Consider the following 12,002-nt stretch of genomic DNA (forward strand, 5'->3'; position numbering starts at 1 on the left):
TGGATATTATGGATGAATCTAGAAAGCAATTATTCAACTAACTTGGCTCAGTCGTTAAAGAATAAGAGCAATTTCATTCTTTAACATAGCTTTAGTAAGAAATACGTAAATTTATCTTTTTCTCATAATACTTATAAAGTGACGTATGACAGAGCGAGCAACGGAAGAAAAAATATGTAAATATTCGTAAGAAAGTGAACTTTTTTCAGATTTGATGGTAATAAGTATATAGAATGAAAAATAAGGAGGGGAGACTTTGGATGAGCAACAGTTAATTCAACAAGTAAAACAAGGGGATAATGAGGCATTTAATCAATTGTTGCAGCCCTATATACAAAGAGCATATCAAACATCTTATCTCATATTAGATGATAAGGGGTTAGCGGAGGATGCAGTACAAGAATCGCTGATACAAACATATAAATCTATTCATCGTTTTAATGAAGAGGTTGCCTCGTTTAAAACGTGGTTTCATCAAGTTTTAATTCATACAACATTAAAACAAAAACGGAAAAAACGTTTTTCTCTTTTGCAACCTGAAACATGGTTTCGTATAAAAGATGGCAAAACACCAGAACATAATTGTCTCATAAAAGAAGAATCACAGATGATTCTAGATGCTGTGCAACAATTGTCTATTAAACATCAAATCGTTATTATTCTTTTTTATTATCAAGATTTATCTATCTTAGAAATTTCGGAAGTATTGGATGTGAAAGAAGGAACGATAAAATCTCGTCTTTATAAAGCAAAAGAAAAGTTGAAAGATCATTTAGCTCATAACATTTTTCTAGACCGTGATACGGAGGTGAGTGTATGGATCGAGAAATAAAGAAGGCATTTCGTGAAAAAGTAAATGGAACTTCATTTCCTCAATATGTGAATATCGAGAATCTTTTACATAGTAAGAAGAAAAAAATGAAAAAATGGAAACAAAATGCAGCAATAGCCTCCATCATAGTTGGCTTAATAGCTACAACGCTTGGATTAACGTTCCCAGCTTCTGCTGGAAGTATTCCTGTAATAGGAGATATCTTTAGATTTTTGGATAAGGGAGGAACTGAACTTCACGATGAAGTTAAAATGAATAAGGAGGAAGGAACTGGGGTTCATCAAGATTATAAGCAATACTCGAATGAAATCAATCTTATTCAAGAAAGTAATGGGGTCAAATTCACGATACATGATGCAATTTATGATGGAAAGACAGTATCTCTAACCTATTCTATTGAAAGTAATCAAGATTTAGGTGAAAACCCGTTTACTTCTGATTCTCTAAAAATAAAAGGGGGCACAGCCTTAGGCGGAGGCAATGGAATTAAGAAAGTAGACGAACATAAATATGTGGGATTATTAACTGCTAGTAACCTAGAAGCGAATGAAGAAGATATTGTAAACATAAAATGGGAAATAGACAGTATTAAGATTCCAGATAAGCAAAAAGAAATAAAAGGGAATTGGAACTTTGAAATTACTCAAAAGGCAACAGAAAGCAAATCGAAATTGATTCATAGTAGTGTAGAAAAAGATGGAGTAAAAGTGTCTATTGAGAAATTATCTATATCACCAATGTCATTTATTGTTTATTACAACCAAGAAATTTCCGAGAAGGTAAGAAATACATGGGATGAAATATACGTTGATTTAACAATTAAAGATGACTTAGGGAATAGTTATTCAGGTGCAGGAAATGGAGGAAAAGGGGAAGGAGCTTATATGAGTTTGAGTAAAACGTTTCAAAAAATTAATCAGAATGCCACAAAACTCATTATAACTCCGCGTGTTATTTTAAGAGGTGAAGAGAATATGGTATTAAAAGACATTATTATTGAATTAGAGAAGTAACATAATCATTTGAAAGGGCTGCCTTTTGTACAGAGGCAGCCCTTTGTGTTTTAGAAACAATTAGTCAATTCTACTTATTTAATTCCCTGTACATTTGTACCTATAGGAATAGAATCACTAGTTAATCTCTGACCGAATATCAATTTCCATTGATGTGATTCCTTAAACATAGGAATCGTTTCTGAAATCTTATAGTTACCAAAGTCTTGTTCTAGTTTAACTAAAGCTAAACTCTTTCCAACAACTGTTAACTGCTTAAGCTCTGTTTTTAACTAATCTCTAAGCTAGTTTGAGGAAAGGGATATAACTTTATGTATCATATAGGAATTACACATAGCTATTTGTAATCAGTGTTATTGATATGCAAAGTTAAAATCTCTTGTCTTATAAAATATACACTTATTTGCCTGTACATTTTTGTTTCTACATAAGTATGTAAGAATAATTACCTGTCTCGTTGGGCCAGTTTTGCAAATGGTTGCATATAAAATCTTTTCAATTGAAACGTTTAACCACAATACCTCTTTAATTTCTCACACAAGTACTGTTTGTAGACTTTCTTCGAATTTTATTTTATTTTTAGAACATCCCCGAGTTCCAGTGCCAATTTCATCATCATTAGCTCGTTGCGTAATGAATACCCTGCTTAAATTTGTTGATAATATGTAAATGCTCCTGTAAAATTATACTAGTTTCTGTTTATGCAAACGTTTTCGTAGAAGTGGATGTTAGTTTATAATTTACAATTAATCTTTATTTTATAGAAGGCAGGTGTAATAGGATGAAGAAATTTATTTGATTGCTATCATACTTTAGCTATATAACGGCTAATATTTGTAAAAGGGGAAGTAGGGGATTTATAAATGATTGAAGTAAAGAATGTTACGAAGAGCTATAAGATTTTAGAGCGAAAGCCAGGTTTAATGGGTGCAATAAAAGCTTTAATAAAACGTAAATATTATGATAAGCAAGCCGTAAAACCAATTTCTTTTTCTGTTGAAAAAGGAGAAATGGTCGGATATATCGGATTCAATGGTGCTGGAAAGTCAACCACTATTAAGATGTTGTGTGGAATCTTAACTCCAGATACTGGTGAAATTAAGGTGAATGGAATTATTCCATACAAAAACCGACAGGAAAATGCTAAAAATATTGGAGCCGTTTTTGGCCAACGTACACAACTTGCTTGGGATATACCGGTGCGAGAGTCTTTTGAACTATTAAAACATGTTTATGAGATTCCAGAAACAAAATATCAGGAAATGTTGCATTTATTTGAGGATGTATTGGATTTAGGGACTTTAATGCCATTACCTGTTCGACAGTTATCACTCGGACAAAAAATGCGTTGTGAGTTGGCTGCTGCCTTTCTTCATCAACCTTCTGTTGTGTTCCTAGATGAACCTACAATTGGTCTAGATATTGATGTAAAGGTGAAAATACGTAGTTTTATTAAGGAAATGAATAAGAAACTGGGTGCAACAGTTGTATTAACTACACATGATATGCAGGATATAGAAGAGCTTTGCCAGCGGATTATTATTATTGATAAAGGGTCTATTATGTATGATGGGGACCTACAAGATCTTAAAGATCGTTTTTCTTATAACCGCATCCTATCTTTAGAATTAGAAGAGCACACAATGTTTGAAATTCCTGTATCATTACAAAATGATATCGTGATACATAAAAGTGAAGCAGAAAGTTCATCTCACGTAGAGCTAAGTTTTCACACAAAGACTGTTTCATCTGAGTTTGTGCTTTCAGAACTTGCAAGACACAATAAAATATCAGACTTGACTATTTCAAATCCTAAATTAGAGACGATTATTAAAGATCTTTATCAGCATGGAGGTGAGGAATCCCTTGAGGAAATATTGGGAAATGCTTAAAGTGCAGATAAAGCTAGATACTTCTTATGCAGCATGGTATTGGGCAGGTACATTTGCGATTATTGTTAAATTATGTACGTTGTATTATTTTTGGACTGCTGTTTACGAGAATAAACAGACTGTTGGAGCACTTTCACTAACTAATATGCTAACTTATATGGTGATTGCTTTATTATTGGAACAATATGTATCAGGCGTTGGGGACAATTTAGCTAGAATGATTAAACAAGGTGACATAGCACTGGAACTTATGAAGCCGTACCATTTGTTAGACAAACTGGTAGCTATGGATATAGGACAAAAAGTTTCTAATTCTATTCGGACAACTTTTCCTATGTTACTGTTTTCCATTTGGTTTATAGGGATAGAACTACCACAATCATTAGAGTCTTTTGTATTATTTATCATCAGTGTAATATTAGGTGTTTTAATTGGGACACAATTAGACCTTATTATTGGTATATTAGCATTCTGGACCGTTAACGTATGGGGGCTGCGCCTTCTGCGAGACTCTATTATTCAGTTCTGTTCTGGTGCACTCGTCCCATTATCGCTTTATCCACACTGGTTTCAAGAGATTAGTATATTCTTACCATTTCAGTCTATGGTCTATATACCTGTTTCTATTTATACAGGTGCTATTTCAGGTTCTGCGGCTTACATAGCCATTGCGACACAATTTATATGGTTCATTCTCATTGCAGTTCTTGCCCGATTCTTATGGGCTCTCGCAATTCGGAAAATCACAATATTTGGGGGGTGAGTGACGTGTTACATACTTTTAAACGGTACGCATTCTTGTACACTGTTTATTTTAAACAGCATTTAAAAGTTATGATGGAGTATAAAGTAGACTTTCTCATAGGAATTTCGTCTGTTTTCATTCAACAATTTGCCTCCATCTTTTTCATAAAGGTGGTATTTGATCATATTGAAACTTTAAAGGGGTGGAATTTTTATCAAATCCTTTTAATCTATGGAATTGCTTTTGCAGGAAGGGCAATTCATCATATTTTCTTTGATAACTTGTGGACGATTGGATGGCAATACATTCGGACAGGAAATTTAGACCGTTTGCTTATCCGTCCTATTAACCCACTATTCCAAATTGTAGCAGAGCGCGTTCAACAGGATGGATTTGGCCAACTTATAATAGGGGGAGTTGTTCTTTATTATTCCATTAGTCATCTAGATATTGCTATAACAGTAGGAAATGTATTAATGCTGCTTGTCATGATTATATCCAGCGGGTTTATTTTTGTTGCATTAAATCTGTTTTTTATTACGTTTTCTTTTTGGATGACAGATAGCATTCCTGTTGTATCAGCAGTATTCAGTTTAAGTGATTTTTCGCGGTATCCGATTACGATTTATAATAAAGTTATAGCATTTATTTTAACATTTATTATTCCATATAGTTTTACATCATTTTACCCAGCTGCCTTTTTCTTCGATAAGGGGTATAAATGGATTTCTTTGTGCACACCATTCGTTGCTATAATACTATGTTTCATTGCTTATCGTTTCTGGAAATTTGGATTAAGTGCATTTACGAGTACAGGAAGTTAATTTTAATAGAATTTGAATGTGTTAGACGAGAGAATATAAATTTATATGAAATAGATAATGCAGCATTTGAAATGAAAGAACCAAATGATACTTACTATCGTGCAGAAGAAATTCATGCTATTTTACTGGCTAACTTGCATGAGGAATTTGCTGCCATTCTTACGACGAAAGAGATGCTGACAGTTATGGAAATAGGTCTTCTAAAATAAATTTTTATAGGGGTGTATTACATTGTTACTATATTAATAATGTGATATGTAGGGATTACAAAGAAAAGAAGTGCGTTTCGCACTTCTTTTTGAGGTCTCGCCAACAAAACGTGGATTTTATACGCTAAGGATATGCAGGATTTCATGTAGACTACGAGAACGGTTTGAACTGCCAAATGCCGTTGTGACAGGGGTGCATGAAGTCTTACATACAAAGAAGGGGGCAAACTCTCGGTATGAATAGCTTTCTGGGATTTGGTTACTGTTGATAATAATACGTTATGTTAACTTCACATGTATAGAGTATACATTTCTGATACTGATTGTTGTAGTCTAATTCTAATTAAGAAAAAACTATATAATCATATAAAAGGCTTATTAGAGGAGGATAAAATGATTTTCTTTGATATCGATGGTACATTGCTTGACTATGATTATGCAGAACAGGAAGGAATTCTAGATTTTTTTCGTGCTCACAATCATTATTTTTCTTTTACTGAACAGCAATCTATTGATCTATGGAAACGGCTATCTAAAGAATATTTTGAGAAATTTCTAGCTAATGAGTTAGCATTCCATGAACAAAAAAGATTACGAATGATCAATCTTTTTAAGATAGCTGAAATTGATTTAAGTGATCAAGAAGCTGATGAGAAGTTTAAAATGTATTTGTCATTTTATAAGAAAAACTGGAAAGTTTATAAGGACGTCATAGAGACTTTAGATCAGCTAAAACAGAGAGGTTATACATTAGGAGTGATTAGTAACGGTGATTATGAGCAACAGATAGAGAAGCTGCAACGTATGGGCATTAAGGAATATTTCAACTGTGTCACTACTTCCAGTGAAATAGGTGTAGCAAAACCAGACAAATCCATTTTTGAAGAAGCCTGTGCTCGTGTAAAAAGACAGATTAAAGATTGTTACTATGTAGGAGATCGATTAGATACAGATGCATTAGGCAGTAAAATGGCTGGAATGAAAGGCATATGGTTAAATCGAACAGATAATAAACAAAAGCACCCAGACATTATGGTAATAAAGTCTCTTCAAGAGCTATCAAAAGTTATTACATAGATTGTTTCTCAACTTCCGAGAACGGCACTTATGTTAATTAAACAAACAAAGAGGTCTTAATAGACCTCTTTGTTTTATTCATCACTCAATCGTATTTGCAATTTGGACTAAGACTTTTGATGAAGCTTTATCTAATCCTCTACTATCAATAATCAGCATATATTGCCAACCATTCCTTTCAAATGTAAGAGTATCAAGACTTGAACTTTCCCTTATACGAAATAATATTGCTTTCGATTTATCTTTCAGTGTATATACACCCTTAGTCAATTCTTGTTTAATTGGAATTTTATACTTTAAAGGGCGGACTCTTATCATATAATGTTTCGTACCCGTATGCTCATTTATATAATCAATTTCAAAACTATCATTTATATTATCTTCACTGTTATTACAACGTCCAAATTGATGAGTAAATTCTACTGATGGTAGCCTTGTCGGCAATGTAATGCCTCGTTGAAATAAATTTTCGCATTCAGTTATTGCTTTTCCGATAGATTTATAACCAACCTTATACAAAAACTTTTCAAAAGACTGCTGTTCTTGAGCCTTAGCAGGAGTATTAATAACACTGATAATTAAAACAAAAAGTATTGATATCAATATTTTATGTCTTCTACTCATTAATGGGTTCTCCTTAAAAATACTTGCAATATACTGTATTGTTTATCATGTCCTTTAATCTCAATATTATTTTTCACTTCCGATAACATAGATTATGTGAAAAAAAGTAGTCCGTAATGTTTTCTTGTACACCATAGACATACACTATAAAGTGGGATTTAATCTGTATAAAAAGTTTGGTGCAGAGAGACTAAAAAGAAAAACTCCTCTTACTCTATTCGATTTATTGTGAATGTTATAAACTGGAATAAAAGATGATATAGGAGAAAGATGATGACAATAAAATTAGTGAAACCAACACACCAGCATAGGAAACAAATTATGGCTTATCGGCAGGCATTTCTAAATTCTAGAGAACAACCGCATGGTAGTTGTTCCTTACAACATTTTGATTCCATTGACGAATGGCTTGAAAAAGTCAAAATTCAAGAAAAAGGAGAAAATTTACCGCCAAATCGAGTTCCATCCACTCAGTTTTTGAGTATTGAAAATGGGGAATTAGTCGGTTTAATCAATATCCGCCATCGATTAACACCAGAACTACTGATGGAGAGTGGACATATCGGTTATAGCGTGCACCCCGCCGAACGTCGAAAGGGTTACGCCACTGAGCAACTTCGGCTTTCCTTATTTGAAGCGAAAAAATTAGGATTGGAGAAAGTGTTGATAACTTGTGACAAAGCAAATATTGGCTCTGCCAAAACCATTCAAAAAGTTGGAGGTCTCTTAGAAAATGAAGTAATTTCCCCTGATACTGGCGAAATTGTTCAGCGTTACTGGATAGAACTATGATTTAGTAAATTTTCAAAAGGCATACTTGAAATCGTATCGAAACGGGATAATAACGAAAAAAAATCGGAGTGAGGAATCACTCCGAAAAAAAGTCCAACTTTTGGGGTTCAGTACACTTTATTAAGGAGGGCTTTTTATCATTTATTTTTGATCGAACACAAATATTTCTTTATATTTTCTTGCTTGTATCGTTTTACCATTAGACAATGTCTTAGGTAGCTCTTCCTGCCATGTAATGATAACAGTAATACCCTTTGCTTTTACTGACACAGGAAAGTTAGAAAAATGGCACTCATTATTTGGAACTGTTCTCTCAGTTTCTGGTGCGTCCATGTTTGCCCGCAAAATTTTAGAATCGTTAAAATTACTGTATATATCTACATCTAAATTATAGGCATTTTTTCCGAGGTTCTTCACATCTAGACTATATGTATTAACTGCGCCTGATTTTGATTTTGAAAGCCTTGGCTCATTGTCAGCTTTATTAACTTTTAAATACCAACGATCAGAGGACTTTGATATAGGAAGATTACTAAACGAGGAAGCTTTCGCTAATATATTGCTACTGAATATAAAACATATCATACCAAAAAGAACAACTGTTATCTTTCGCATATTCCAACCTCCAAAGTACAGGATCTTATCTTATTTACTATTTCCTGAAATAAAAGGTGATATGTACTAAATGATTAGCGAAAAATTATGGGGGAATTGATATCTGATTCTGATAACACTGATTATGTGAAAGGAGAGTAGTCTGTAATGTTTAATAACAAGAAGGCTTGTCCGTAATCATATTAACAATGTGATGTGTAGTGTTTGCAAAGAAAAGGGGGATTTAATATAAAAAAGAAGGTTAACACTATTGAAAGGGTCCTGTCGGAATTTTGTACGCTAAGCGATTTTTTACATAGAGAAAGCCAATTTCCTGTACACTAAGGAAGGATTGGCTTTTTTCGTTTATTGGGCTATTGATTCTTGTTAGTCATTCATGTCGCGCCTCGCCGCATGGATGGCTAACAGGAGATTTTGAGGGTTTATTTTTTATCCATTCTTAAACTTTCCAGAAAAATATGAATAATTCCTGCATTCTATTTCTTTATATGACAAGGTGGTGTAGATGTATCTTTAGCTTCCTGCGTTTTATTGCTGTGGTCTATAAACAAGTACACACCAATTGCTACTAAAACACTAGCTGCTATATAGGATAAGATTTTCTTTTTCATATAGTCTCCTTTACTCTATAAGTACTCTAAAATAGTACGCTGCAATTTATTATCCTACCCATTTTTTCACAGACGGTATTCTCTTTATTACCAACCAGTCCAATGCAAGAGCAGCAAGTAATGAAGCACCCACTAACGGGAACACAATACCTAGTACAATAATAAGAACTGCTGTACCTTTCATTAATTTGAAGTTTTTGGGTAAAGAAGGAGCACCCAACGTACCAGATGGTTTACGTTTCCACCACATCATAACACCTGTCAAAGAAATACCAATTAAGCCAAGACAGATAATGAGATCTAACAATTGGTTTGCTAGGCCAAAGTAATGCCCTTCATGTAATGCCACTCCGATAGAAATTGCTTTGGCCAGAATTCCATAATCCTTAAAACGTAAATCTGCCAGCACTTTCCCGCTATATTGGTCAATATGCAAAGTTGCTTGTCCTTCTGGTTTATCAGGGGAAACAGTTACTGTGTATACGCCTTTTTCTCCTTTTGGAAAGGTAATAGAGTATCCTTTCCCTACTTTATTTTCATCTGCTATTTTCATGATTTGTTCCACAGAAAGAGGGGTTACACTTACTTTAGACTCTGGGACTGGCAAATTTTCTGCAGCCCAAGGAACTTTCGCTACATCTTTAGATGGAACTGTTGACTTTGGTAAATTACCGTCCCATAATCCTGTTGGATATCCTGTATGTGTAGTTGTTGCAATTCGGTTAATGAAATCTCCCCATAATCCAGACCAAGGAAGACCTGTTAGTATAAAAATAGAGACAAATAAAGAAAGCCAGAAAGCAGGAACGGAATGTAAATCCCTTAACATAATACGCTTTCCTTTAGAAAATCTCGGGATGAGCGTGCCAAAGATGGATTTTCTATTGCGTGGCCACCATAAATATAATCCAGTAATAAGTAAAATCATTGCCCAACAAGCAGCCATTTCTACGATTCGATCTCCTGTTGTCCCCATCATGAGTTCACCGTGCAGGCGTTCCACTTCATTCATGAATTTCTCGTCATCCTTTAAGTCTCCTAAGATTTTTCCATTGTAGGGATTTACAAATACTGTCATTGCTCTGTTTTTATCAGTGATGCCGACTTCTGCTGAACGATCTGCTGCAAAAGAAGGTTTATATCGTGTGACAGAAGCATCGGGATAAGCTTTTTTGACAGCTTCAATTTGCTTTTCGGTTGTCATCTTTTCTTGCCCTGCTTGTACATAGTAATAATTTTTGTACATTACATTCTCAATTTGCGGTTTAAATAAATAAATGATACCTGTAATTGCCAATAAAATAACAAATGGGGCAAAAATAATACCAGCATAAAAATGCCAACGCCACACTGCTCGATATAAGGATTGCGCCTTTGAAATCTCTGACTTATCTGCATTTTCTGTTGCAGTGTGATTTACTTTTTGTTGTTCTGCAAACATACTTTGTTCTCCCCCTATCTCTTTCATGCCTTATTTCTCTTTACACATGTCATCAAGGATTATAAATCCGATTTTTAATATAAATAATAGGTGTGAGGGATTTGTGAAATCTTCTTGAATTCATTTAAAAATCTTCTACATGGCTAAAAGAAATAATGTAACATACACTAAGTAAGAGTTTTGAGAAAAAAGTTTGTATTTAAATTTAAAATGTTCTGTTTGAAAAAACACCTGTAATAGTTGATATTTCTATTAAGAAGTATAATGGTTTAGTTAGGTGTATACAGCTGATTGAGGGGATAAATTTATGTTACGAATTTTAAGAGTGATTCACCGAATCGCTGGAATAATTGGTGCTTTGTTAGTTTTAATAATGGCGATAACGGGAATATTACTTAATCATCGTTCTCTTATTGGATATAATTCAGATACAGCAATGAAAATGCAAATGTTCCTTTTTTCTCTTCATTCTGGGACTTTGGGTAATATATCAATAAAATGGTTAACTGACTTGGGTGCAATTTGTATGATTATTTTGAGTATCACAGGTATATGGATGTGGTTTAAAACAAAACATCGTACAAAACTGTAGTAGTTAAACAAATGAAAAGGAGATATAACTAATGAGAGTAAAAAGCTTTTTAACAGTTTCACTCATTCTATTATTGGGTTTAGGCCAAGCTGGATGTAGTACTGCACAAAAACATACACATGATCAATCGGACCAATCAAAATCCGTACCTGATAAAACCCAAATAGCCAAAGCAATACAAGATGAATTAAATGGACTAACAACCATCGAGTCGGACGTTAACAAAGACGATTTTAAAGGTGCTGGTGATACGCTTGAAGGGATGCATGAGGAATATCACTCTAATATCCTTGGTCCTCTGAAAGACAAAAAGGGAGATACATATGCGAATGATATGCACAGCAAATTTGATGCATTGGAAGATGCATTAAACAGTAAAGATAAAAACAAGGCTTTAGATCTTATTAAAGTTAACCGCGATAACCTAAATACAGCTGCTAAAGATTTAGACGTATCTATAAAATAACATTAACTCATAATGTACTTTTGATAAAAAGCACAGAAAGAAGCTGCCCGTTTTGATTATCGGGCAGCTTTTTAGTTATAAAATCAGATGAATTTTTTCGCCACATAATAATTCCATTGTATGAATTCTTGTGATAATGGAAATGGAGCATCGTAGTAAGATATATATAATTTTTTTAATCATCCAAGATGAAATGGAGTTAGTTTTAATCTCTGATACAGGTCAATTGGAATAAAGCATATTGGTGTTCACCGCTTCACAAATGTGAT

14 protein-coding genes are annotated in these 12,002 nt (G+C 33.7%); 10 read left to right on the forward strand and 4 right to left on the reverse strand.

Annotation, left to right across the window (positions count from 1 at the left end; translation table 11 throughout):
- Positions 1–256: 256 nt before the first annotated feature.
- From AB1284_RS07200 to AB1284_RS07230, 7 genes are all read left to right on the forward strand, one after another.
- On the forward strand, positions 257–832 hold the full coding sequence (locus tag AB1284_RS07200) for an RNA polymerase sigma factor (protein WP_429750554.1): 576 nt from the start codon (positions 257–259) through the stop codon (positions 830–832).
- Positions 817–1,845, forward strand: coding sequence for a DUF4179 domain-containing protein (locus tag AB1284_RS07205; RefSeq protein WP_429750553.1), 1,029 nt, complete (start codon positions 817–819; stop codon positions 1,843–1,845). The genes AB1284_RS07200 and AB1284_RS07205 overlap by 16 nt, the downstream gene beginning before the upstream one ends.
- Positions 1,846–2,708: 863 nt before the next feature.
- A complete protein-coding gene (locus AB1284_RS07210) occupies positions 2,709–3,737 on the forward strand; it encodes an ABC transporter ATP-binding protein (RefSeq protein WP_429750551.1) in 1,029 nt (342 codons plus the stop codon).
- A complete protein-coding gene (locus AB1284_RS07215) occupies positions 3,730–4,500 on the forward strand; it encodes an ABC transporter permease (RefSeq protein WP_429750549.1) in 771 nt (256 codons plus the stop codon). The genes AB1284_RS07210 and AB1284_RS07215 overlap by 8 nt, the downstream gene beginning before the upstream one ends.
- A 5-nt stretch (positions 4,501–4,505) precedes the next feature.
- Positions 4,506–5,306 carry an ABC transporter permease gene (locus AB1284_RS07220; RefSeq protein WP_429750548.1) on the forward strand — a complete coding sequence of 267 codons (801 nt, stop codon included), beginning with the start codon at positions 4,506–4,508 and terminating at the stop codon, positions 5,304–5,306.
- Positions 5,307–5,377: 71 nt separating this feature from the next.
- Positions 5,378–5,515, forward strand: coding sequence for a hypothetical protein (locus AB1284_RS07225; protein WP_429750546.1), 138 nt, complete (start codon positions 5,378–5,380; stop codon positions 5,513–5,515).
- A gap of 393 nt (positions 5,516–5,908) precedes the next feature.
- Entirely contained in the window at positions 5,909–6,592 is a 684-nt protein-coding gene (locus AB1284_RS07230; protein ID WP_429750544.1) for an HAD family hydrolase, read from the forward strand.
- An 81-nt stretch (positions 6,593–6,673) separates the two neighbouring features.
- Here the strand turns inward: AB1284_RS07230 and AB1284_RS07235 are convergent, their stop codons facing one another.
- Positions 6,674–7,216: a hypothetical protein gene (locus tag AB1284_RS07235; protein WP_429750542.1), complete on the reverse strand. Its 543-nt coding sequence runs from the start codon at positions 7,214–7,216 to the stop codon at positions 6,674–6,676.
- A gap of 279 nt (positions 7,217–7,495) precedes the next feature.
- Between AB1284_RS07235 and AB1284_RS07240 the strand changes: the two genes are divergently transcribed.
- Complete coding sequence (locus AB1284_RS07240; RefSeq protein ID WP_429754333.1) at positions 7,496–8,008, forward strand: GNAT family N-acetyltransferase; 513 nt, start codon at positions 7,496–7,498, stop codon at positions 8,006–8,008.
- 141 nt (positions 8,009–8,149) lie between these two features.
- On the opposite strand, the gene AB1284_RS07245 is transcribed toward AB1284_RS07240, so the two are convergent.
- The 3 genes from AB1284_RS07245 to AB1284_RS07255 all read right to left on the reverse strand — a co-directional run bounded on the left by AB1284_RS07245 (position 8,150) and on the right by AB1284_RS07255 (position 10,702).
- Positions 8,150–8,623 carry a hypothetical protein gene (locus tag AB1284_RS07245; protein ID WP_429750540.1) on the reverse strand — a complete coding sequence of 158 codons (474 nt, stop codon included), beginning with the start codon at positions 8,621–8,623 and terminating at the stop codon, positions 8,150–8,152.
- Positions 8,624–9,099: 476 nt separating this feature from the next.
- Positions 9,100–9,234: a hypothetical protein gene (locus AB1284_RS07250; RefSeq protein ID WP_429750538.1), complete on the reverse strand. Its 135-nt coding sequence runs from the start codon at positions 9,232–9,234 to the stop codon at positions 9,100–9,102.
- Between the two features lie 49 nt (positions 9,235–9,283).
- Complete coding sequence (locus AB1284_RS07255; RefSeq protein WP_429761851.1) at positions 9,284–10,702, reverse strand: PepSY-associated TM helix domain-containing protein; 1,419 nt, start codon at positions 10,700–10,702, stop codon at positions 9,284–9,286.
- A 280-nt stretch (positions 10,703–10,982) separates the two neighbouring features.
- On the opposite strand from AB1284_RS07255, the gene AB1284_RS07260 reads away from it, so the two are divergent.
- Both AB1284_RS07260 and AB1284_RS07265 read left to right on the forward strand, forming a co-directional pair.
- Positions 10,983–11,267 (forward strand): hypothetical protein, encoded by a 285-nt coding sequence (locus AB1284_RS07260; RefSeq protein WP_429750536.1) that lies wholly within the window; start codon positions 10,983–10,985, stop codon positions 11,265–11,267.
- 31 nt (positions 11,268–11,298) lie between these two features.
- Positions 11,299–11,733, forward strand: a complete 435-nt coding sequence (locus AB1284_RS07265; RefSeq protein ID WP_429750534.1) for a hypothetical protein — start codon at positions 11,299–11,301, stop codon at positions 11,731–11,733.
- The last annotated feature ends 269 nt before the right edge of the window (positions 11,734–12,002 follow it).

This window comes from Bacillus sp. S2(2024) (assembly GCF_050474045.1).
Taxonomy (GTDB): Bacteria; Bacillota; Bacilli; order Bacillales; family Bacillaceae_G; genus Bacillus_A; species Bacillus_A yunxiaonensis.

Bases quoted from the DNA above. Each gene is read 5' to 3' on its own strand.
- AB1284_RS07205 (WP_429750553.1), top strand. From the start codon at position 817: ATGGATCGAGAAATAAAGAAGGCATTTCGTGAAAAAGTAAATGGAACT.
- AB1284_RS07210 (WP_429750551.1), top strand. From the start codon at position 2,709: ATGATTGAAGTAAAGAATGTTACGAAGAGCTATAAGATTTTAGAGCGA.
- AB1284_RS07215 (WP_429750549.1), top strand. From the start codon at position 3,730: ATGCTTAAAGTGCAGATAAAGCTAGATACTTCTTATGCAGCATGGTAT.
- AB1284_RS07225 (WP_429750546.1), top strand. From the start codon at position 5,378: ATGAAAGAACCAAATGATACTTACTATCGTGCAGAAGAAATTCATGCT.
- AB1284_RS07230 (WP_429750544.1), top strand. From the start codon at position 5,909: ATGATTTTCTTTGATATCGATGGTACATTGCTTGACTATGATTATGCA.
- AB1284_RS07235 (WP_429750542.1), bottom strand. From the start codon at position 7,216: ATGAGTAGAAGACATAAAATATTGATATCAATACTTTTTGTTTTAATT.
- AB1284_RS07245 (WP_429750540.1), bottom strand. From the start codon at position 8,623: ATGCGAAAGATAACAGTTGTTCTTTTTGGTATGATATGTTTTATATTC.
- AB1284_RS07250 (WP_429750538.1), bottom strand. From the start codon at position 9,234: ATGAAAAAGAAAATCTTATCCTATATAGCAGCTAGTGTTTTAGTAGCA.
- AB1284_RS07255 (WP_429761851.1), bottom strand. From the start codon at position 10,702: ATGAAAGAGATAGGGGGAGAACAAAGTATGTTTGCAGAACAACAAAAA.
- AB1284_RS07260 (WP_429750536.1), top strand. From the start codon at position 10,983: ATGTTACGAATTTTAAGAGTGATTCACCGAATCGCTGGAATAATTGGT.
- AB1284_RS07265 (WP_429750534.1), top strand. From the start codon at position 11,299: ATGAGAGTAAAAAGCTTTTTAACAGTTTCACTCATTCTATTATTGGGT.